Genomic DNA, 23,626 nt, shown 5'->3' on the forward strand with positions numbered 1-23,626 from the left:
CAGCTTTAACTCGAATTAGAATTCTTCGTTAAATGCCTGGCTAAGCGCTTGGTCTACATCAGAGAAGTCATTGTGCAGTTCAAATTCTGCAGCTTCTGCTTCTTGACGACGACGCTCCAGGTGGTAAGCCAAACCTGTACCCGCTGGGATCAGGCGACCTACAACTACGTTCTCTTTCAAGCCGCGTAAGTCATCTTCTTTACCTGTTACAGCCGCTTCAGTTAACACACGCGTGGTTTCCTGGAACGATGCAGCAGAGATGAACGAGTCAGTAGAAAGCGATGCTTTCGTAATACCCATCAATTGACGTTCAAACTTCGCAGGGAACTTGTTTTGTGCAAGAACTGCTTGGTTTTCTTGAACAACGCGGATGTAATCCACTTGTTCGCCTTTGATGAAGCTGGTATCGCCACCATCAGTGATATCAACTTTACGCAGCATTTGACGTACGATCACTTCAATATGCTTGTCGTTGATTTTTACACCTTGCAGACGGTATACGTCCTGAACTTCGTTCACGATGTAGTTTGTCAGCGCAACTTCGCCTTTCAAACGTAAGATATCGTGCGGGTTCTGTGGACCATCAGAAATAGTTTCACCACGGTTCACATGTTCGCCTTCGAACACGTTAATCGTACGCCATTTTGGAATCAGCTCTTCATAAATCTCAGAGCCATCATCCGGCGTAATTACCAGACGGTTCTTACCTTTAGTCTCTTTACCAAAGCTTACAACACCCGACACTTCTGCAAGGATTGCATGCTCTTTCGGCTTACGTGCTTCGAACAAGTCAGCTACACGCGGCAGACCACCGGTAATATCACGGGTACGTGAAGTTTCTTGTGGTACACGACCGATGACATCACCGACACCAATCGTTTCGCCATCGCGCACAGAAAGAATCGTGTTCTGTGGCAGGAAGTAGAACTGTTCGCCACCATCAACGGTATCCAACACAACAGCAGGACGCAAATCTTTACCTGACGCAGGACGTGAAGTCACTGGCAAGATTTCGATAGTTGACATACCTGTTGCATCATCAGTTTTAGAAGTAACCGTCACACCATCAGCAATCTGGCTGAAACGTACTTTACCAGCAACTTCTGTTACTAATGGATGTGTATGCGGATCCCAAGTCGCCACAATACCGCCTGCTTCTACAGCTTCGCCATCTTTCAGCAAAATAGACGCACCGTAAGGCAGTTTATAGCGCTCGCGCTCACGACCTAAATCATCTGCAATACCGATTTCACCTGAACGTGAAGTCGATACCAAGTGACCTTTGGCATGTTGTACTGTTTTCACATTGTGGAAACGTACTGTACCTTGGTTACGAACTTGTACGCTGTTTGCAGCAGAAGTTCGGCTCGCAGCACCACCGACGTGGAACGTACGCATCGTTAACTGTGTACCTGGCTCACCAATCGATTGAGCTGCCATTACACCGACAGACTCACCCGGGTTCACCTGGTGACCACGTGCTAGGTCACGACCGTAACATTTCGCACATACACCGAAGGTAGACGCACAGTTCACGACTGAACGTACTTTGATTTCGTCGACACCCTGGCTTTCGATAAACGTCGCCAGTTTCTCGTCAATTAACGTATTACGTGGAAGCAGAACTTCGTCTGTACCTACACGTTTCACGTCTTCAGCAACCACACGACCCAATACTCGTGCACCCAGGTTCTCGATGACATCGCCACCTTGAATGAACGGAGTCATTACCAGACCGTCATACGTACCACAATCCGGCTCGGTAATAACCAAGTCCTGCGCAACGTCTACTAGACGACGAGTCAAGTAACCAGAGTTCGCAGTTTTCAGTGCTGTATCGGCCAAACCTTTACGCGCACCGTGTGTCGAAATGAAGTACTGAAGTACAGTCAAACCTTCACGGAAGTTCGCTTTAATAGGCGTTTCAATGATCGAGCCATCCGGCTTCGCCATCAAACCACGCATACCCGCCAACTGACGAATCTGAGCTGCCGAACCACGGGCACCTGAGTCAGACATCATGTAGATCGAGTTGAATGATTTTTGCTTCTCATCTTCACCCTGTTTGTTCTTCACAGTGGTGAAAGACAAGTTGTCCATCATCGCTTTAGCAACCTGGTCATTGGTACGCGCCCAAATATCGACCACTTTGTTATAACGTTCGCCGGCAGTTACGAAACCTTGTTCGAACTGTTGTTCGATTTCACGAACTTCAGCTTCCGCTTTACCAATAATTGCTTGTTTTTGCGGTGGAATAACCATGTCTTCCATACCGACAGATACACCTGAACGCGTCGCTTGACGGAAGCCCAAGTACATCAATTGGTCAGCGAAGATAACAGTATCTTTCAGACCCAATTTACGGTAGCAAGAGTTAATTAACTTCGAGATATTTTTCTTAGTCATCTCAACGTTAATTTGCTGGAAATCCATACCTTCAGGCACAACTTCCCAAAGTAGGCAGCGACCAGGCGTCGTATCTACAATAATGGTTTGCTGTTCACGGTTACCATCTTCGTCGATCACAGTCTGGTGTACACGTGCCTTAACGCGAGCGTGTAGATCAACCTGACCTGTTGCCAGTGCACGGTTTACTTCGTGAGTATCCGCGAACACCATGCCTTCACCTTTGGCATTGATTGCATCACGCGTGATGTAATACAAGCCCAAGACAACGTCCTGAGACGGTACGATGATTGGCTCACCATTCGCTGGAGACAAGATGTTATTCGTCGACATCATTAACGCACGAGCTTCAAGCTGAGCTTCAAGTGTTAATGGTACGTGTACCGCCATTTGGTCACCATCGAAGTCGGCGTTAAACGCAGCACATACGAGTGGGTGTAGACGGATCGCTTTACCTTCGATCAAGATCGGTTCAAATGCTTGAAGACCCAAACGGTGAAGGGTTGGCGCACGGTTCAACATCACTGGATGTTGACGAATCACGTGAGCAAGAACGTCCCAAACTTCTGGGGTTTCGCGCTCAACCATTTTCTTCGCAGCTTTAATGGTAGTTGCTTGACCAGAAGCTTGTAGTTTCGCGAAAATGAATGGTTTGAACAGTTCAAGTGCCATTTTCTTCGGAAGACCACATTGGTGCAAACGCAGGTTTGGACCAACAGTAATTACCGAACGGCCCGAATAGTCAACACGCTTACCAAGTAAGTTTTGACGGAAACGACCTTGCTTACCTTTGATCATGTCTGCCAAAGATTTAAGCGGACGCTTGTTCGAACCGGTAATTGCACGACCACGACGACCGTTATCCAGCAATGCATCTACAGACTCTTGCAACATACGTTTTTCGTTACGTACGATGATGTCTGGCGCTGCAAGGTCAAGAAGACGCTTCAAACGGTTGTTACGGTTGATCACACGACGGTAAAGATCATTCAGGTCAGAAGTCGCGAAACGACCACCTTCAAGTGGTACAAGCGGACGAAGATCTGGTGGAAGAACTGGAAGTACAGTCAACACCATCCATTCTGGCTTGTTGTTCGAATCGTTGAATGCTTCCATCAACTTCAAACGCTTAGACGCTTTTTTCAGCTTGGTTTCTGAAGTTGTAACAGGAATTTCTTCACGAAGACGCGCAATTTCAGCTTCAAGATCAATGTCTTTCAACAAGTCTTGAACCGCTTCAGCACCCATTTTCGCTGTGAATTCATCACCGTGTTCTTCTAAGGCATTGAAGTATTCTTCATCGTTTAGAAGTTGGTATTTCTCAAATGGAGTCATACCCGGATCAGTAACGACATAAGATTCGAAATACAATACACGTTCAATATCACGTAGCGTCATGTCTAATAATAGACCGATACGGCTAGGCAATGATTTCAAGAACCAGATGTGTGCAACTGGAGAAGCCAGCTCGATGTGACCCATACGTTCACGACGAACTTTCGCAGTTGTTACTTCAACGCCACATTTTTCACAAATGACGCCTTTGTATTTCATACGCTTGTATTTACCACACAAGCATTCGTAATCTTTCACTGGACCAAAGATTTTGGCACAGAACAAACCATCACGTTCAGGCTTAAACGTACGATAGTTAATGGTTTCTGGCTTTTTAACTTCACCGTGAGACCATGACTTAATCATTTCTGGTGACGCAAGACCAATACGGATGCGGTCAAACTCTACTGGAGCATGACCCTCTGAATCCGTCTTTTTGCGCATGATATCGAGCAAGTCTTTCAATTTTTTTCTCCGTGTGTTGTGGAGATTTTCACTCAACAACTGGGTCACAAATATTGTTTTTTAACTGAATTTTAATCCCCCTCAGTCCCCCTTTGTTAAGGGGGAAGCCCTCTTTATCAAAGAGGGGTTGGAGGGATTAAATGGAACTAATTAGTCACCATTTTTCAGTTCAATGTTGATACCTAAAGAACGGATCTCTTTGGTCAATACGTTGAACGATTCAGGCATGCCCGGGTCCATATAATGGTTGCCATCCACAATGTTCTTGTAGATACGGGTACGGCCTTCAACGTCATCCGATTTCACAGTCAGCATTTCTTGTAGCGTATATGCTGCACCGTAAGCTTCTAGTGCCCAGACTTCCATCTCACCGAAACGCTGACCACCGAATTGTGCTTTACCACCCAGCGGCTGTTGCGTTACCAGAGAATAAGAGCCAGTTGAACGCGCATGCATCTTGTCATCAACCAAATGGTTCAGTTTCAGCATGTACATATAACCAACAGTTACCGGACGATCGAAACGTTCACCAGTACGACCATCATATAATACGGTCTGACCAGTACTAGATAGGCCTGCAAGTTGTAACAACTCTTTGATCTGACCTTCTTCAGCACCATCGAATACAGGAGTAGCCAAAGGCACACCAGCACGCAAGTTGCCAGAAAGTTTCAAGATTTCTTCATCAGTCAAGCTATCAAGATCTTCTTGCTCGCCACCAACTTTATTGTAAATCTTGTCCAGGAAATCACGAAGCTCAAGTACAGTACGTTGCTCTTTCATCATCTTGTCGATTTGATCGCCAAGACCTTTCGCCGCCATACCCAAGTGAGTTTCAAGAATCTGACCCACGTTCATACGTGATGGTACGCCAAGCGGGTTCAATACGATATCAACAGGTACACCGTTGGCATCATGTGGCATGTCTTCTACCGGCAAGATGTTTGATACAACACCTTTGTTACCGTGACGACCCGCCATCTTATCACCCGGTTGGATGCGACGTTTTACAGCAAGATAAACCTTAACAACTTTTAAAACGCCAGTGGTCAGTTCATCGCCTGTAGAAAGTTTGCGTTTTTTCTCAGCAAATTTCTCGTCAATTTCGAAGCTCTTCTCTTTCAAGAACACTTGAATTTGAGTTAAACGTTCAGCAATTGCTTCATCAACTGGTTGAATTTCAAGAAGATCAACAAGCTCTAAACCAGACAACACGTCTTCAGACAGTTTGTCGCCACGTTTAGTTGTACCGCCACCATTCGACTCTTGGCCATTCAGTAGACGGATTACACGTTCACGTGCAGCTTCTTCGAAGATTTTGAATTCTTCTTTCAAGTCTTTACGGTATGCATCCAATTGCGCTTTTTCAATTGCTTGAGCACGTTCGTCTTTTTCAAGACCGTCACGTGTAAACACTTGAACGTCAATGACTGTACCTTTAGTACCTGATGGAACGCGTAAAGATGAGTCTTTTACGTCAGCTGCTTTTTCACCGAAGATTGCACGTAGCAATTTTTCTTCCGGAGTAAGTTGTGTTTCACCTTTAGGGGTTACTTTACCAACCAGGATATCGCCAGCAGTTACTTCAGCACCGATGTAAACGATACCTGACTCGTCCAGTTTAGACAGAGCAGCTTCACCTACGTTCGGAATATCAGCAGTGATTTCTTCCGCACCCAGTTTGGTATCACGTGCGACACATGATAATTCCTGGATATGAATAGACGTTAAACGGTCTTCTTGAAGAACACGCTCAGAAAGTAAGATCGAGTCTTCGTAGTTGTAACCATTCCAGGTCATGAACGCAACGCGCATGTTTTGACCCAGTGCCAGCTCACCGCCATCAGTCGATGGACCATCAGCCAGGACATCACCACGACCCACTTTATCGCCCAGGTTCACAAGAACTTTCTGGTTGATACAAGTGTTCTGGTTCGAACGGGTGTACTTGATCAGGTTGTAGATATCTACACCTGCTTCACCTGCGATCATTTCGTCTTCATTCACACGAATAACCACACGAGACGCATCAACAAACTCGATACGACCACCACGCTGAGCGATCACACATACACCTGAGTCATGTGCTACGTTCGCTTCCATACCGGTACCAACAAGCGGCTTGTCAGCGATCAACGTCGGAACTGCCTGACGTTGCATGTTCGAACCCATTAACGCACGGTTGGCGTCATCGTGTTCTAGGAATGGAATCAGTGACGCTGCTACAGATACGACCTGCTGAGCAGATACATCCATATGCGTTACTTTTTCAGGAGGAATACGTACGAAGTCACCCTGATGACGAACAGATACAAACTCTTCTGTTAAGTTACCGTCTTTATCCATTGCAGAATCGGCCTGTGCAATGACAGTACCTACTTCTTCAATCGCAGACAGGTATTCAACTTCATCTGTTACACGACCATCAACAACCTTACGGTATGGGGTTTCCAGAAAACCAAAGTTGTTACATTTCGCATAAACAGAAAGCGAGTTGATCAAACCAATGTTTGGACCTTCAGGCGTTTCAATTGGACATACACGACCGTAGTGAGTTTGATGTACGTCACGTACTTCAAAGCCTGCACGTTCACGCGTCAAACCGCCAGGACCAAGTGCAGAAACACGACGTTTGTGCGTAATCTCAGATAACGGGTTGTTTTGATCCATAAACTGAGACAACTGGCTTGAACCAAAGAATTCTTTGATTGCAGCAGCAACAGGTTTCGCATTGATCAAATCTTGCGGAGACAGGTTGTCAGTTTCAGCTTGAGATAGACGTTCTTTAACAGCACGTTCTACACGAACCAGACCTACACGGAATTGGTTTTCTGTCATTTCACCCACAGAACGAACACGACGGTTACCCAAGTGATCGATATCGTCGACTTCACCTTTACCGTTACGGATTTCAACTAATGTTTTTAATACATCAGTGATATCTTCGTTCGAGAGAATGCCTTCAACCTCACGTGACTTCTGGTCTGTACCCACTTCATAAGGACGACCCAAACGACGGTTGAACTTCATACGACCAACTGGAGACAAGTCATAACGTTCAGAAGAGAAGAACAAGTTGTTGAATAAGTTTTCAGCAGCTTCTTTGGTTGGTGGTTCGCCCGGACGCATCACTTTGTAGATTTCTACCAATGCTTCTTCACGATTGCTCGTTGTATCTGCACGTAGAGAATCTGCAACAAATGAACCGCGGTCGATATCATTGGTGAACAGAATATTGAACTGCTTCACGCCGCCTTCTGCAATTTTCACCATGATTTCATGGCTTAATACAGTATTGGCTGCAATCACATCGCCATCTTTTAACTGGATGTCTTCAGCAGTGATACGCTCATATAGGTACTCATCTGGCACTGCAAGTTTTTCAAGACCTGAAGCTTCCATTTGACGTACATGACGCGCATTGATACGTTTACCTTGCTCAACAATTGCCTTGCCATCCTTGTCCAGAATGTCAAATTGTGCCATTTCGCCACGCAAACGTTCAGGCACCAGGTCAATCTGGTAGCTACCCATGTCAAGATACACAGGTACTTTCTCGTAGAACATGTCGAGAATGTTTTCGTTGCTATAACCCAAGGCACGGAGTACCACAGTCGCAAGCAATTTACGACGACGGTCAATACGTACATAGACGAGGTCTTTGGCATCGAATTCAAAGTCTAACCATGAACCACGGTAAGGAATGATACGTGCTGAATAAAGGACTTTACCACTTGAGTGAGTCTTGCCTTTATCGTGGTCAAAGAATACGCCTGGTGAACGGTGTAATTGTGACACGATCACACGCTCGGTACCGTTAATTACAAAGGTACCGTTATCCGTCATCAATGGCATTTCGCCCATATAGACTTCTTGTTCACGTACGTCTTTAATTGACTTCGTTTCACGATCTTTCAGGATCAAACGAATTTTTACACGCATTGGTGCTGCATAAGTTGAGCCACGAAGGATACATTCGCGTACATCAAACTCAGGCTTACCAAGACTATACTCAACAAATTCTAAAGCAGCATTGCCAGAATAACTTTCAATAGGAAAAACTGAACGAAATGCGGCTTGGAGACCGATATCTTCGCGGTTTTTTGGTGATTTGCCATCTTGTAAGAATGTTCTGTACGAGTCGACTTGAATCGCGAGCAAGTACGGAGCATCCATGACGCTAGGCAATTTACCAAAATTCTTACGGATCCGTTTCTTTTCGGTATATGAGTATGCCATCTGGAGTCCTCGGAAAGTGTAAACCAAGCCCGCCTGCAGAACGGGCTCAGAAGGAATTACGCTGGCCGATATGGCCACCACTCTTTACAAATGCTGCAATTTTTAGTGGTATTAAAACGCTTATCAATATTTTTTAATGAAAAATATTGGTAAACGTTTGTTCATTATGTTTATTTTCAATTTGTATGATTTTTATATCATGCAAACAAAAATCGAGCCGATTATTGTAACGCAAAAAGGCTGATGACCCAAGAGCCATCAGCCAATTTTTGGAGCCGATTATAAAAAACCGGCTCCCTTAAGAAATTACTTAAGAGTAACTGTAGCACCAGCTTCTTCAAGTTTCTTCTTAAGCTCTTCGCCTTCTTCTTTAGAAACGCCTTCTTTAAGAACTGCAGGAGCGCCTTCAACCATGTCTTTAGCTTCTTTCAAGCCAAGGCCAGTCGCTTCACGAACTGCTTTAATTACAGCAACTTTGTTCGCGCCGAAAGAAGTCAATTCAACATTGAATTCAGTTTGTTCTTCAGCAGCAGCAGCAGCTGGACCAGCAGCAACAGCTACAGCAGCAGCAGATACATTGAATTTCTCTTCGAAAGCAGAGATAAGTTCAACAAGTTCAAGAACAGTTTTTTCAGCAACTGCGTTTAGGATTTCTTCGTTTGTTAAAGCCATGAGATTAACTCCAAATGGGTATTGAATGATGTGTGTTTAAGTTTGAGCTTAAGCAGCTTCTGACTCGTTTTTCTCTTGAAGCGCTGTAAGTAAGCGACCCAATTTCGAAATAGGAGCTTGAAGAACGTTTGCAAGCATAGTAAGCGCTTTCTCTTGGTTCGGAAGATTCGCGATTACGCTAACTTCTGCACCTTGATAAAGTTTGCCATCAAATGCAGCAGCTTTAAGTTCAAATGCTTTATTAGTTTTAGCGAATTCTTCGAACAAACGTGCAGCAGCACCCATGTCGTCTTCAGAATTCGAGAAAGCTAAGATTGTTGGGCCAACAAGGTTGTCGTTCAAGATATTGAATTGAGTATCTTGAAGAGCACGTTTAGCCAAAGTGTTACGAACGATACGTGTAGTAACACCAAGTTTACGCGCTTCAACACGTAGAGTAGTTAACTGCTCTACAGTCAAACCTTGGTAGTCAGCAACAACAGCAGCAAATGCAGTAGAAGCAACTTCAGCTACTTCAGCTACGATCTGTTTTTTGCCTTCGATAAGAAGAGCCATTGTAAAACCTCCTAACGGTGATTTATGTACTTACGCGAAGTACACTCCCAATTCGCAAGACCATCACTGGACTCACACGCGGAGGATGAACAAATCACACCACCGCGTCTACGCAGGCTGGGCTATTAAGAGAGAAGCATAAAACTCCCCTCGCCCGCGGTCTTTGACGCTGATAAATTTTCATTTATCAATTCAAAGTTTGCCTAAGTTTGCAAAATACGACGGAGCGTTTCTTGCGTAAGTTTTAAAGCAGCGCTTTAAAACTTACTCAGGGCTTTAAAATTCTGTAATAAGTCGAGACTTATTTAGAAACGTTTGCTACATCAACGATCAAACCAGGACCCATAGTTGAGCTCAAAGTGATCTTTTGAATGTATACGCCTTTAGACGTAGCAGGTTTCAAACGTTTTAAGTCAGCAACAAGTGCTTCAACGTTTTGACGAACAGCAGCAGCTTCAAAACCTACTTGACCGATCGCAGCATGGATAATACCAGCTTTGTCTACGCGGTAACGTGCTTGACCAGCTTTTGCATTTTTAACTGCAGTAGCAACGTCAGGAGTTACAGTACCCACTTTAGGGTTTGGCATTAAGCCACGTGGACCAAGGATCGTACCAAGTTTACCTACAACGCGCATTGCATCTGGAGCAGCAATTACTACGTCAAAGTCAAGGTTACCCGCTTGGATGCTTTCAGCAAGATCGTCGAAACCAACAACGTCTGCGCCTTCAGCTTTAGCAGCTTCAGCAGCAGCGCCTTGAGCGAATACAGCTACACGTACAGTTTTACCAGTACCTGCAGGAAGTGTAGTCGCGCCACGAACAACTTGGTCAGATTTACGAGGATCAACACCTAGGTTTACCGCGATATCTAGAGATTCTTTGAATTTAGGAGCTGGAAGGCTCTCTAAAACTGCAACAGCTTCTTCTAGCGTGTAAACTTTGTGCGCTTCTACAGCAGCTACAATCGCTTTTTGACGTTTAGTTAATTTAGCCATGTCTTAAAGCTCCACTTCCAAGCCCATAGAACGCGCAGAACCAGCAATGGTACGTACACGTGCGTCTAAATCAGCACCAGTCAAATCTGGTTCTTTAGTAGTCGCGATTTCTTCGATTTGAGCACGAGTCAACTTACCAACTTTAGTTTTGTTAGGTACAGCTGAACCCTTCTGGATACCAGCAGCTTTCTTAAGAAGAACAGCAGCAGGTGGAGTTTTCATGATGAATGTGAACGACTTGTCGTTGTACACAGTGATCACGACTGGAATTGGCAGACCAGCTTCAACTTTTTGTGTAGCAGCATTGAATTCTTTACAGAATGCCATGATGTTTACACCACGTTGACCTAGTGCAGGACCAATCGGTGGAGATGGATTCGCTTTACCAGCTGGAACTTGCAGCTTGATATAGCCGTCAATCTTCTTAGCCATTTCAAATTACCTCTGGGTGCAAACGCCGGTGAAGGCTCCCCAATGATTTCAAGTAACGATACCGTTACAACAACAATGCCTGACTTATAAATAAGTCAGGCGTTTTCAACCCATACAAATTAGACTGATTTTTCGACTTGACGAAATTCCAATTCAACTTGAGTTGGTCGGTTAAATACATTAATGGTCAGCGTTAAACGTGACTTTTCGTACTGAACTTCTTCCACCACACCTTTAAAGTCGGTGAATGGACCGTCAACCACGAGTAATTCTTCGCCTGGTTCAAACATCGTCTTAGGACGAGGTGCTTCGCCAGTATTGCGTACACGCGCAAGAATCGCATCTGCTTCTTTTTGCGTAATCGGTGCCGGTTTTTCAGCCGTACCACCAATAAAACCTAAAACTTTTGGACATTCTTTAACAATGTGCCAAGTATCATCGTTCATTTCCATTTCGACTAGGACATAGCCAGGAAAGAACTTACGCTCTGATTTACGCTTCTTGCCATCCTTCATTTCTACCACTTCTTCGGTAGGAACAAGGACTTCACCAAAGCTATCGGCAACAGCGCTACGCTGGATTCGATCATTAAGCGAACGCATCACTTGTTTTTCATAACCTGAATAGGCATGAATAATGTACCAACGTTTCATAGCTCTCTTACCCGATAATAAACTTCATTAACCAGCCTAAAATATAGTCAAAACACCACAATAAGATGGATGCAATTACGACTACAACAAGAACTTGCCAAGATGTGGACATCGTCTCTTGCTTGGTAGGCCAGGTCACTCGACGCAACTCAATTCGTGCATCTTTCAGCAGACGAATAAAGCCTTTGCCTTGATGGGTGGCGTATAATAAACCGAATGCTGCAACGATACAAGCCAAAATCACCCCAACGCGCACCCAAATATCATTCGCAGGTGCCCAGTACGCTGGTAAATATTGGTTTACCATCATTGCACCAACCAATAAAATCAAGGCGATAACCCATAGAACCATGTCTAATGGAGAACCAGAACTTACATCTACTGCAGGATTATTTCTTTGAGGAATTGCCGCTTCGCCTAATGCGTCGCGTGATTTTTCATTCGACATTTTTGTACTCGTCGTAGGTTTCGCGACTTATTATATGACCAATTTTGCCGACATCAAGCGTCTTTTTAGAAACTTGGCAGGTCAGGAGGGACTCGAACCCCCAACATTCGGTTTTGGAGACCGACGCTCTACCAATTGAACTACTGACCTGCAAAACAACAAGTTGGAGCCTAAGCTCCAACCTGCTTGTCTTATTCTATGATTATGCAGTTACTTTAGCAACTACACCAGCACCCACTGTACGACCGCCTTCACGGATCGCAAAACGTAGACCTGGGTCCATTGCGATCGGGTGGATTAGCTCTACTGACATCTCAACGTTGTCACCAGGCATAACCATTTCCACGCCTTCTTTAAGCGCGATCGCACCAGTTACGTCCGTAGTACGGAAGTAGAACTGTGGACGGTAACCGTTAAGGAATGGAGTGTGACGACCACCTTCTTCTTTAGAAAGTACGTATACTTCCGCATCGAATTTAGTGTGTGGCTTGATCGCACCTGGTTTAGTCAATACTTGACCACGTTGTACGTCTTCACGCTTAGTACCACGAAGAAGAACACCACAGTTCTCGCCCGCACGACCTTCGTCAAGAAGTTTACGGAACATTTCTACGCCAGTTACTGTAGTAGTTTGAGTATCACGGATACCAACGATTTCTACAGACTCACCTACTTTAACGATACCAGTCTCTACACGGCCAGTTACTACTGTACCACGACCAGAGATTGAGAATACGTCTTCAATTGGCATAAGGAATGGAAGGTCAATTGCACGCTCTGGCTCTGGAATGTAAGAGTCAAGTGCTTCAACAAGCGCAACTACCGCTGGCTCGCCGTATTGGCTGTCATCACCGTTAAGCGCAAGAAGAGCAGAACCACGGATCACTGGAGTGTCATCACCCGGGAAGTCGTAAGTAGAAAGAAGTTCACGAACTTCCATTTCAACTAGTTCAAGAAGCTCTTCGTCGTCTACAAGGTCGCATTTGTTCAAGAATACAACGATGTAAGGTACACCTACCTGACGAGAAAGCAGGATGTGTTCACGAGTCTGTGGCATAGGACCATCAGTCGCAGCACATACAAGGATCGCACCATCCATCTGAGCAGCACCAGTAATCATGTTTTTAACATAATCGGCGTGGCCCGGGCAGTCTACGTGAGCGTAGTGACGAGTTGGAGAATCGTATTCTACGTGTGAAGTATTAATTGTAATACCACGTGCTTTTTCTTCTGGTGCAGAGTCGATTGCAGCGTAGTCTTTCGCTTCGCCACCGAATTTCTTCGCACATACAGTTGCAATTGCAGCTGTTAAAGTTGTTTTACCATGGTCAACGTGACCAATTGTGCCCACGTTAACGTGTGGCTTATTACGTTCAAACTTAGCCTTAGCCATGTTAATCTTCCTCGTTTACGTCGAACACAATTCTGAGTAAAACCCAGCTCCGACATATCGTTTAAAAAAACCGAACACCAAATACTTGAAAAGCAGACTAAATAGCCTGCTTTTGGAATTTCTTTGCAACAAAGTTGCTAAACTGTAATCTGGAGCTCTTATCGAGATTTGAACTCGAGACCTCTCCCTTACCAAGGGAGTGCTCTACCACTGAGCTATAAGAGCAAATATTAGTACTTCAATGGAGCGGGAGACGAGGGTCGAACTCGCGACATGTAGCTTGGAAGGCTACCGCTCTACCAACTGAGCTACTCCCGCACGATGTTGGTACAAACCACTTATTGAAGTCTTAAAATTGGTGGTGAGGGAAGGATTCGAACCTTCGAAACTTTCGTAGCGGAGTTACAGTCCGCCCCCTTTGACCGCTCGGGAACCTCACCATTTTTTACACTTACATCAGTGCTGTTCTTTACTTCACACTACCAAACTTCTAAGATGGTGCCGGCACACGGATTCGAACTGTGGACCTACTGATTACAAGTCAGTTGCTCTACCAACTGAGCTATGCCGGCGTTTCTTAGTGTTTCGTACGTTTCGTATCGGAACGGTGTGCAGTTTAGCAAAACTCAGAATCCTTGCAAGTGTTTTTTTCAAAAAAAACGTCAAAAACTCATAAAATCAAACCATTTGATGATAATTCAACCGCTTTGATCACTGCGCGAGCTTTTATTTGGGTTTCATTCCACTCAGATTCAGGATTGGAGTCGGCAACCAGCCCTGCTCCAGCCTGAACATAGACCTTATTTTCGCGAATGACACAGGTACGAATCGCAATCGACATGTCCATTTCGCCATGCCAGCCTAAATAACCGACAGCCCCACCAAAAATTCCACGTTTTACCGGCTCTACTTCGTCAATAATTTCCATGGCACGAATTTTTGGCGCACCTGAAAGTGTGCCGGCAGGGAAAGTTGCCTTAAAAACATCCAGGGCATCAACATCATCACGTACTTCACCCTGCACATTGGAGACAATATGCATCACATGCGAATAACGTTCGATCACCATTTGATCAGTCACCTGCACTTTGCCAATTTTTGCGATACGCCCTACATCATTACGTCCCAAGTCAATCAGCATGACATGTTCGGCAATTTCTTTTTCATCGGATAATAGGTCTTCCTCAAGCGCCAGATCCTCTTCTTTGGTTTTACCGCGTGGGCGTGTTCCCGCAAGCGGTCGTACGGTAGCAATACCATTTTCCAGACGGGACAGAATTTCAGGAGAAGAGCCGACAATATGGAATGGCGTATTGTTTTCCAAGGTCTGCCCTTGCACAAGAAACAAATACGGCGATGGATTGAGATGACGCAGCGCACGATACACCTGTAGCGGGTCTCCATCGAAGTCAGACACCATCCGGTGCCCGGGTACGACCTGCATTACATCGCCAGCACGAATATACTCTTTGACTTTTTCTACCGAGGCAATGAAGTTGTCATGTCCGGTGAAGGACTCGAAATGTGGCGGCGTATGTTTTTCAGCTTTAAGACTGATGGGCGTGGCCAGAATATTTTCTAATTCATTTAATTGTTCATGTGCTTTTTCATAAGCAACTGGATCAGTTGCATCGGCATGTACAATCAAGAATAAAGTATCTTTCAGGTTATCAAAGACAATCACTGTTTTAGACAACATCATCCAGATATCTGGCAAGCCGACCGGATCCGCTTCCGGCACATTTTTTAATTTCGGTTCGATATAACGCACCGCGTCATAACCAAAGTAACCGACTAATCCACCAGTAAAACTCGGTAGGTCCGGCAATTCTGCCTGGGTTGGCACCTTAAATTGCGCCTGAAAGTCGCGAATATATTGAAATGGGTCCGCACAGTGCTGCTTTTCAATCGAAGCATCTGCGTGCTGTACCGTCAGCTCGCCTGCATTGCAGGAAAATACCGTGGATTCACCTAGTCCAATAATCGAATAGCGTGCCCAGTTCTCACCACCTTCTACAGACTCGAATAAATAAGCCTGCTGATGCTGTTTAAGCCGAGCAAAAATAGAAAGTGGTGTATCGGTATCCGCCAGGCGCTGACGATAAACAGGAATGAGGTTATAGCCTTGCGCAGCAAGTTCTTGGAATTGTGCTTGAGTGGTCATGCGGTTTTTCTCTTTAAATTAGGGTTACTCAGTATGTAAATAGAATTGAACTGAGCGACGCCATCGAAAAACCTTACAACTATTCATTTTCGTTCCTTAGTACGCGTATTAGGTAAGTAATTCTCTAAGATCATCCACAATCTGCTGCGGCTGACAATCTGCAATATTTTCACCATGATTATAGCCATAGCTGACCACAACACAATCAATCCCGGCGCGGCGTGCGGCTTCGACATCATTGGAAGAGTCACCAATGAGCAAGACCTGTTCTTTGCTCACCTTATAATGTTCGACACAATGCAGCAACTGGCGCGGATGCGGTTTACGCTCAGTAAAACGGTCGCCACCAATGGTATCGGCAAAATAATGAGCCATATCCAAGGTATCTAGAATACTGCGGGCAGGAAGTTCAGGCTTATTGGTCACACAAATCAGGGTTTTACCTTGAGCTTTTGCCCAGTCCAGAAATTTCAGGATTCCCGGAAAAGGAACGGTATCGACGCAGGGATCGACATTATAGATATCCAGAAAAGTCGTTAAGAGTTCCTGATGCTGTGCCGGTGTGACTTCACCCACCAGATGCTGGAGTACACTTTCACAGAATATCGACGTGCCCTTACCTATCCAGGTCCGTACCTGCTCTTCAGTTACCAGAGGCAATTGCAGCACATTCAGGCTCATATTCATGGCGCGATACAGATCATGTGCTGAATCCACCAAGGTACCATCCAGATCAAACAAGATCAGTTCACGCTTTTCTAATTGTGCAATAGACATCCCGACCCTCTTTTATAATGTGCGCAGCCACAAAAAAGGCATGCGCTATGCATGCCTTGATTGTAACCAATCATCAGCTTATTTGAACAACAACCAAGCCATAATTGCCAAAATAATCAGCACAATCACTGAAATCAAACCTACAGATACATTTTTCTGGGTTTCTTTTTCCTGTTCTACACGTGATACAGGCTGCTCAACCGGAATTGGGGTAGGCTCTGGTTTTACCGCATTAATGTCCACGCCTTCCGGAATAGGTGCCGGTTTTGGAATACCGACATTGGTTGGCATGCCATCACGGGTTAATTGTACCGTAGCATCACGATGTTTCAGTTCCGGCATTCCCTGATCATTCATTTGCTGTGCAGGTGTAGGCTCAGCGACTTCGACCTGTTCCACGACTTTTTCTGCCGTTGCTTCAATTTCTGCTGGAACCTCTACTGCAGCCGCAGGCGCCATTACTGAAAATTTCAAGCTGGCAAACTGAACAATGTCATCCTGCTTTAATAAGGTTTCTTGCGCAATCTGCACATCATTGACGAAAGTGCCATTCGATGAACCCAAATCCTGCACCCAGAGCGCATCATCCTTTAGTAAAAATGCCGCATGTTTACGGGAGATTTCCGCAGCCTGTAACACGATATCTGCCGCCTGATGACGCCCCACCAGCATGTCACGGTCAATGCTAATTTCCTGTCCTGTTAAGTCGCCTGTAATCGCGTGTATTTTCCAAGTCATGAAAGTTACTTCTCTGTTCTCTTTGACATTATCATAACATGCTGTCTGCAAATGCGAATGACTTAGCTTTTGGGTCTAAGTGTGGTTGTTGTAACGGTATTTTTACTTTTTTCTACCTGTTGGACGGGTTCTACCACTTGTCGCTGAATCACTGGTTCTATCGCTACCGGCGTAACAACTACATTGGCTGGCTGCGCCTGAACGGGTGCGGTCGGCACAGTTTGATAAGTCGAGTTTTGCAATGGCGTTCTGGATACTGGAATTCGCTGTTGATACACATCTTCAACACTTTCTGGCAGCTTGGCAAAGTTCCCGTCCGAATCGAGTGCGAGTTGCAGACTATATAGCTGACTATAGCGTTGTTGGGTCAGTTTACGCACTGCATTTTTATCGCCTACAATGGTTGGATGGATAAAAATCAGCAGGTTACGCTTCTGATTGGACTTACCTTCTGAACGGAATAAACGTCCCAAGCCTGGAATCGCACCCAGACCAGGTACAGCCTGACGCCCATAACTGGTGTTATCTGAGATCAAACCACCAAGGACAATGGTTTGTCCATGTTCGGCCAGAATTGAGGTTTTGATCGCTCGCTTGCTGGTGACCAGATCCTGTGCCTGCCCTTTACTGGCCTTGACATCAGAAACTTCCTGTTCCACTTCCAGGCGTACCGTACCATCTTCGCCAATATGCGGGACCACCTTTAAAGTGACCCCGACATCCTTGCGTTCAATGGTGGTATAGGGATTAGCAACTCCAGCAGCACCTGTAGACACTGAGCCTGTCACAAAAGGTACGTTTTCACCCACCACAATATAAGCTTCTTCATTATCCATGGTCACAATCGACGGCGTAGACAACAGGTTGGATTTAGTGGTTTCTTTGAGTGCCTGAATCATCGCACCATACAGACGACGGGAACCATCACTGCCTTCACGATAATCACCGAGTACCAGTGAACTGCCCGCGCCCACGGCACTTGCAGCACCTGCACCACCACCGGTGAGATAACCGGCCGCAATATTTTTCAGACTAGTCCCAAAATTATCGAAGTTCACCAGCCCAATCCCACTGCTGATATCACCCAAGGCCCATTGCACACCGAGTTGATCCGCATCGGTTCCTTCCACTTCAATAATCGCGGCTTCGATCAGCACCTGTTGACGACGGATATCCAGCTGGTCAATTGCTGATTCAATTTCTCGCATCAGTTGTGGATCCGCTTTCACCACCAGAGAATTTTGCGTGGTATCGGCAATAATACTGACGCCATTACCATTAAAACTGGTAATTCCGCCCTGCTCATTATTCATGCCGGTATTCAGCTGAATGCCTGAAGAGGTGTTGCTACTCGAACCCGTACTGGTATTGTTGTTATTTAAATTGCTGCTGGAACTGAGTGAAGACGAGGTCGAGGTTGTGCTACCTGAATTTGAATTACTACTGTTCACCGCCTGCCCGCTCACCAGCCCCTGCAAGATTTCCGCAAGATTTTTGGCACTGGCATATTTCAGACGAAAAACTTTTAAACCGCCCAAACGATCCGCAGCCGGCACATCCAGAGTTTCGATCACTTGACGCACCCGTTTGCGCGTCGTGGGATCACCTTTGATGATGATCCGGTTGGTACGAGTATCTGCAATCACCCGCACCCGTGAACCGCGGACATCTTTAGCTCCACCGGTGGCAGTCATGGACTCGATCAGTCCAATCATTTCTTCGGCCTGACTGGATTGTAAACTGACCGCTTCAATATCATTTTGACCGGTGCCATCCAGATTACGAATAATGGTTTCCAGCTGGTAAATATTGCTGGCACGATCCGACACAATTAAGGCATTCGTACCCGGCACCGCCGCCAAATGGGCAAACTGCGGCATTAAAGGACGTAATGCAGGAATCAAGTCATTCGGATTGGTATTTTCCAGCCACAACACTCGGGTCACAATCTGGTCACCACTGGCACGGCTTCTGGCATCATAGGGAATGCCTGAGCTTTTGACATTGCTGTCCGGAACCAGCTTGATGGTGTTACCCGAAGGAATCGCCACCACACCATTGACATTCAGTACGCCTAAAAACAGGTCATAGACTTCATTTTTATTCAGGGCTTTATTGGAGATGACCGTCACGTTGCCACGTACCCGCGGATCGACTGCGAAGTTTTTGCCGGTAATATCGGCCACTTCATTAATGAATGCAGTTAAGTCAGCATCTCGAAGGTTGATTTTCCAGGTTTGTGCATAACTCGCCGTACTGACCATAGCCATTAACGGTGCGGCCACACAGAATGCCCATGCTGATCGATTATTATTAAATAAAGCCATAAACTTTCGTGTTTCCTAACCCTATGCGTGATGACACATCACTTCAAATCTTGTTGTATGGTCATCACCTGATCACCACGTTTTATTTCGAGTTTGACCTGACCTTCACGTCGGGCCTGTTCCAGTAATTGTGCTTCGGTCTGTCCCTGGCTCAGCGTCTGGCCATTTAAAGACAAAATCCGGTCGCCCGGTCTTAAACCCAGGCGATTACGCAGTGCAGCCGGCGTCCGTGAAGTCACTTCATAACTACCGTCTGCTGCACTAACCCCCATATTCTGTAAATACTGGTCCTTGTTTTCCTGCATCTGCTGGATGGCCCGACCAATTTCATTCTGTGGCGAAGGCTGCTCAGGCATACCACTGTTAGAAGGCATAGCAGGCATTGAACTTGAAGATGCGGATGTTTCCGGCACAATCGGCTGATTCAAGCCATTTTCCAGACCTTTGAATAAGACTTCTTGAGTAGCACCTGTGGATCGACGTAAAATAACCCGATCCCAATACACTTCAGCCAACTCAAAACCGCTATTGGCCAGCATTTCCCCGACACGGTAACGATCGACCTGATCATTAATTTTCAGTACTGCAGAAGAGTTATAACTTGGACTGGCAACCACCACCCCTTGTAAAATGATATTGGCCGTTTCAACCACACCCGCAGACTGCCCCACTTCCTGAAACAGCGAAAATGCACTGATATTCGGAATTTGTGCCTGTTGCGAACCCAGTTCAACCCGATCCAGCTGCATGGCTTGTGGTGGAGCAATCAGCAACCAGAACAAAGCCGCCAGCTTCCAGCATAGATACAGGATGAGCAGTAACAAAACCACAGGTGCAGCACGATTGATCTGTTTCAGTTCAATATTTTTTAAATCATTCAGAGAAACTGCCATCAGTTCAAGCCTCCCATTAAGGGTTGGCGGGTACTGATCACATAGGTATCTAATCCGGCTTTACCTTCATAAGAAGGCGCATTCATTAAAAAGCGCTGGGTGAGCTGGATATCTAGCATCAGACTCGGATCAAGCTTGATATTCAGCATACGTTGATCGCGACTATCCCGAACATCAACTAACAGCTGTCCGCTTTCATCTGCGAGTTTTCCAGTCATGGCAGGTACATTCATGCGTTCCTGACGCTGAGCAAAGGTATAAATCAGCTCACCACCCGTCCATTGCATTTGCCCGGCCACCTGACTGAAGCCCTGTTCTTTTTTATATTTAAAATCCAGATCTTTAAACTGAATCGCAGTACTCGGCCATTGCCAGTCTGCAAGTTTTTTTAGAGTTTCAGGCGCGACCTGCCCTTCAAGATTTTTGAAAATCAAAGACTTATTCAGACCATAAGCCATGATCCCGGAAAGCTGGGTATTGCCACTATGCAAATCCACATGTGCTCCAACTCGCAGCAACAGCAAATCCAGCGGCCGCACTTTCCAGTTCAGACTGCCCCGAAGATTGCCTTTTTTCCAGTCCGCACTTCCCTGCCAGATATTTCCGTTTACATTATGCAAAGTCTGGTTATTTTTATAAAATTTCGAAATTAACCAGGCTGCTGGCACTTGTAATACGACAAAAATAAAAAATGCAACAAGAGCAAGGATCAACCATCTTAAAGTTTTCGGTTTACTGCTCATCCCCACCACGACCAATCGCTCAAGTCCAAATCCCCATTTATAATTTTTCCCTTATACCCACACATTATGCACACTTTTCTGTCAACGCCAATTCATAGATATAAAAAAACCAAGCAGGTATGCTTGGTTTAATGATCATAGACTGTCTGTATGACAGCCTAATGACCAGATCAAATGAAGGCTTAGATCAGGAAATCGTCCAGCTTTGCGCCTTTTTCCAATTCAGCCACCAACCAGCGCGGCTGTTTACCACGGCCAGTCCAGGTATCGTCCGGATTGCTTTTGCTACGGTAACGCGGCTCAACCGACTTACGTGATGATTTCTTACGCTTAGACGCACCAAATTCAAGTAACTGTTCAACCGTCATACCAACTTTCTCAGCAACTGCCAAGATTTGCTGATAAGCGTCTTCAATTTCTTGATCTTTTTTTGAAGCAATCAGCGATTCTGCTTCTGCTTGTAAACGTTTTAACTCTTCTACTGATAAATGCGTAATATCTGGCATAATGCTCTCCGAAAAATAATATTATTCATTTTATTAAATAATAGCCCCATCATATTTATATTAAATAAAACATTCAATATAAAACCTTAAAGCAATAACAATAAAGTTTAAAAAAAATTACAAAATAAAATGCTTCATTCATTTTTAAATTTCATGTTGAACGCTTAATTCAAGTGCTTTGATTTTTTCGCGAATATGTTCCGGAATTTCTGTTTTCTGCATGGTCTTTTTATCGACACAGACAATAGACCTCTTGCGAAAGTATAGTTTTATCTAATTTTTGAATTGGCTAAAACCTCATAAAATATAGCTTTCGACTGCTTAAAATTTGACTAACGCAAGAAGTATATTAACTGCTTCTGAAGTAGCAACAATACTTTGCTGTTTTTCACTCCATAATACATATTGCATTCTAACTGCACTATTACGGATTTCTTCAATACGTGCTGCCACTTTTAAATGATCAGGAAAAACCACGGGTTTTAAATAACGGCACTGATTGGATGCCACTACGGTAGATACCGATTCAGTGAGAATTTCTAATTGGGTTAAATAAGCTAGACGTGCACTTTCGACATAACGGTAATACATGGCATTATTGACATGTCCAAAGGCATCCATATCGCCCCATGCAACTCTTTGTTCATAAATAACTGGATATTGTTTTAATTCTGACATCATTATTCTCAAGTCTTAATTTCTATAAAGTTTACATTCGATTCAAATACTGCATTTAACTGCTGTAGCAAGTCCTCCCGATCTTGTAAGGCAGCTTTAATTCTTAAATAACTCATCCGGATATCATCCGGATATAAGTCGAGCAATTGCTGAGCTTGATCTGTATAGCCTGTAGCTTGCAACACATGCCATTTCGCAAAGCTTAAAATCGGTAATGCCGGATATTTGGCTTCCCAGTGCGAAATCTGTTGTGCAATCGCATCATAATCTGGATTTTGCCGCAATAACTGTTGCTGGAACCACAAATAAAATACATCCTGATTAAATTGCTGTTCCATTAAATGAATCGCAAGCACTTCATGCTCGGCACTCATTTCTGGCATTCTAAATAATAATTTCAACCATAATAATTTGACCGAATATTCACGATCAAATATCTGAGGTTTTAAATCTAAATAACGTTGCTGTAAATAAAATAAATCGTCCTGTGTGGCTTGGTCATAGGCCAGTAATAATTGTTCCAGCCATGATTTTTTTACTTCTTGGTCTAAATGCCCATATTGAGTCGAGCGTAAATATAACCAGGGAAACTGCATGGCAAATACCCCCCACAATGCGACAAGGCGCTGCTCATAGGCTGTTTTAACCTGTATTAACCAAGGTGATAATTCATGCTGATTTAAAAACTCTAAATGGGTAAGTGCTTGTTCACCTTGCTGTTGTGATAAATAAATTTCAATCCGCTGTAATTCTGCCAATTCAAATGCCATGGGATTGGATTGGTTTAAAGCAGTTAATGCATGAGTATATTGTTGTTGCCCCCAAGATAAACGTGCATCAATAATATGTTTAAGTAAACCCGACTTGGTGAAAGACTGCTGAATAAAATCCCGCTGATCCTGAGCAGCGTTTAATAACCAGATGACTGCCAATTGTTCATAAGGATGTAAGCGGGAAAAACTAAAGACTGTTTCAGTTTTACGCTGTTCACGACTGCGATACTGCTTGATGGCATACCAGATGCAATGCATCAAAAAACTTACGCTCACTAAAGATGTAGCCAAAAACCAGAGGGTGGTTTGTAACTGCCACTCGCGCCAATACAGATAGACATAGCCAGCCCCATGTCCATAACTCAGGATACTCAGCCCCGCAATGCCAATTAGGCAGACAAATAAATAGGCCAGCAGAATCTGTTTCATAAG

At 44.7% G+C, this 23,626-nt stretch carries 17 protein-coding genes, 5 tRNA genes and 2 pseudogenes; all 24 read right to left on the reverse strand.

The window, feature by feature from the left end:
- Positions 1 to 15 precede the first annotated feature (15 nt).
- The 24 genes and pseudogenes from rpoC to F890_RS15270 all read right to left on the reverse strand — a co-directional run bounded on the left by rpoC (position 16) and on the right by F890_RS15270 (position 23,623).
- Positions 16 to 4,206 (reverse strand): DNA-directed RNA polymerase subunit beta', encoded by a 4,191-nt coding sequence (rpoC, locus tag F890_RS15160; protein ID WP_005267589.1) that lies wholly within the window; start codon positions 4,204 to 4,206, stop codon positions 16 to 18.
- Positions 4,207 to 4,356: 150 nt separating this feature from the next.
- The gene (rpoB, locus tag F890_RS15165; protein WP_005267591.1) at positions 4,357 to 8,445 is read right to left on the reverse strand and encodes a DNA-directed RNA polymerase subunit beta; all 4,089 of its coding nucleotides are present in this window, start codon (positions 8,443 to 8,445) and stop codon (positions 4,357 to 4,359) included.
- A 306-nt stretch (positions 8,446 to 8,751) separates the two neighbouring features.
- Complete coding sequence (rplL, locus tag F890_RS15170) at positions 8,752 to 9,117, reverse strand: 50S ribosomal protein L7/L12 (protein ID WP_004278611.1); 366 nt, start codon at positions 9,115 to 9,117, stop codon at positions 8,752 to 8,754.
- Between the two features lie 48 nt (positions 9,118 to 9,165).
- A complete protein-coding gene (gene rplJ / locus F890_RS15175) occupies positions 9,166 to 9,672 on the reverse strand; it encodes a 50S ribosomal protein L10 (protein ID WP_004278612.1) in 507 nt (168 codons plus the stop codon).
- A gap of 301 nt (positions 9,673 to 9,973) precedes the next feature.
- Positions 9,974 to 10,669, reverse strand: a complete 696-nt coding sequence (rplA, locus tag F890_RS15180) for a 50S ribosomal protein L1 (RefSeq protein WP_004278613.1) — start codon at positions 10,667 to 10,669, stop codon at positions 9,974 to 9,976.
- A gap of 3 nt (positions 10,670 to 10,672) precedes the next feature.
- Complete coding sequence (gene rplK / locus F890_RS15185) at positions 10,673 to 11,101, reverse strand: 50S ribosomal protein L11 (RefSeq protein WP_004278614.1); 429 nt, start codon at positions 11,099 to 11,101, stop codon at positions 10,673 to 10,675.
- Positions 11,102 to 11,220: 119 nt separating this feature from the next.
- On the reverse strand, positions 11,221 to 11,754 hold the full coding sequence (gene nusG / locus F890_RS15190) for a transcription termination/antitermination protein NusG (protein WP_004278615.1): 534 nt from the start codon (positions 11,752 to 11,754) through the stop codon (positions 11,221 to 11,223).
- Between the two features lie 7 nt (positions 11,755 to 11,761).
- On the reverse strand, positions 11,762 to 12,202 hold the full coding sequence (gene secE, locus F890_RS15195) for a preprotein translocase subunit SecE (RefSeq protein ID WP_004278617.1): 441 nt from the start codon (positions 12,200 to 12,202) through the stop codon (positions 11,762 to 11,764).
- A gap of 74 nt (positions 12,203 to 12,276) precedes the next feature.
- Positions 12,277 to 12,352 (reverse strand) — tRNA-Trp (locus F890_RS15200).
- A gap of 52 nt (positions 12,353 to 12,404) precedes the next feature.
- Entirely contained in the window at positions 12,405 to 13,595 is a 1,191-nt protein-coding gene (gene tuf / locus F890_RS15205; RefSeq protein ID WP_004646112.1) for an elongation factor Tu, read from the reverse strand.
- 150 nt (positions 13,596 to 13,745) lie between these two features.
- Positions 13,746 to 13,820: transfer RNA gene (locus tag F890_RS15210), tRNA-Thr, on the reverse strand.
- Positions 13,821 to 13,837: 17 nt separating this feature from the next.
- Positions 13,838 to 13,913: transfer RNA gene (locus tag F890_RS15215), tRNA-Gly, on the reverse strand.
- A 38-nt stretch (positions 13,914 to 13,951) separates the two neighbouring features.
- Positions 13,952 to 14,035, reverse strand: a tRNA-Tyr gene (locus F890_RS15220).
- Between the two features lie 56 nt (positions 14,036 to 14,091).
- A tRNA-Thr gene (locus F890_RS15225) sits at positions 14,092 to 14,167 on the reverse strand.
- A gap of 98 nt (positions 14,168 to 14,265) precedes the next feature.
- Complete coding sequence (trpE, locus tag F890_RS15230) at positions 14,266 to 15,759, reverse strand: anthranilate synthase component I (protein WP_004729304.1); 1,494 nt, start codon at positions 15,757 to 15,759, stop codon at positions 14,266 to 14,268.
- Positions 15,760 to 15,867: 108 nt separating this feature from the next.
- Entirely contained in the window at positions 15,868 to 16,536 is a 669-nt protein-coding gene (locus tag F890_RS15235) for a phosphoglycolate phosphatase (RefSeq protein ID WP_005267598.1), read from the reverse strand.
- 78 nt (positions 16,537 to 16,614) lie between these two features.
- Positions 16,615 to 17,274, reverse strand: a complete 660-nt coding sequence (locus tag F890_RS15240) for an FHA domain-containing protein (RefSeq protein WP_004729299.1) — start codon at positions 17,272 to 17,274, stop codon at positions 16,615 to 16,617.
- 62 nt (positions 17,275 to 17,336) lie between these two features.
- Positions 17,337 to 19,601, reverse strand: coding sequence for a type II secretion system secretin GspD (gspD, locus tag F890_RS15245; protein ID WP_005102817.1), 2,265 nt, complete (start codon positions 19,599 to 19,601; stop codon positions 17,337 to 17,339).
- 38 nt (positions 19,602 to 19,639) lie between these two features.
- Positions 19,640 to 20,494 carry a type II secretion system protein N gene (locus F890_RS15250; protein WP_004729294.1) on the reverse strand — a complete coding sequence of 285 codons (855 nt, stop codon included), beginning with the start codon at positions 20,492 to 20,494 and terminating at the stop codon, positions 19,640 to 19,642.
- Complete coding sequence (gspN, locus tag F890_RS15255) at positions 20,494 to 21,237, reverse strand: type II secretion system protein N (RefSeq protein ID WP_004729292.1); 744 nt, start codon at positions 21,235 to 21,237, stop codon at positions 20,494 to 20,496. The genes F890_RS15250 and gspN overlap by 1 nt, the downstream gene beginning before the upstream one ends.
- A 182-nt stretch (positions 21,238 to 21,419) precedes the next feature.
- Entirely contained in the window at positions 21,420 to 21,746 is a 327-nt protein-coding gene (locus tag F890_RS15260; RefSeq protein ID WP_026055760.1) for an H-NS histone family protein, read from the reverse strand.
- Positions 21,747 to 21,887: 141 nt separating this feature from the next.
- Positions 21,888 to 21,989 (reverse strand): annotated as a pseudogene (locus F890_RS19170) (acyl-CoA thioesterase); the annotation flags it as partial.
- 99 nt (positions 21,990 to 22,088) lie between these two features.
- Positions 22,089 to 22,421: pseudogene (locus F890_RS15265) on the reverse strand (acyl-CoA thioesterase); the annotation flags it as partial.
- A gap of 8 nt (positions 22,422 to 22,429) precedes the next feature.
- The gene (locus tag F890_RS15270) at positions 22,430 to 23,623 is read right to left on the reverse strand and encodes a hypothetical protein (RefSeq protein WP_004729289.1); all 1,194 of its coding nucleotides are present in this window, start codon (positions 23,621 to 23,623) and stop codon (positions 22,430 to 22,432) included.
- Positions 23,624 to 23,626: the final 3 nt, after the last annotated feature.

It is taken from the genome of Acinetobacter sp. CIP 64.7, assembly GCF_000369745.1.
GTDB classification, from domain to species: Bacteria; Pseudomonadota; Gammaproteobacteria; order Pseudomonadales; family Moraxellaceae; genus Acinetobacter; species Acinetobacter fasciculus.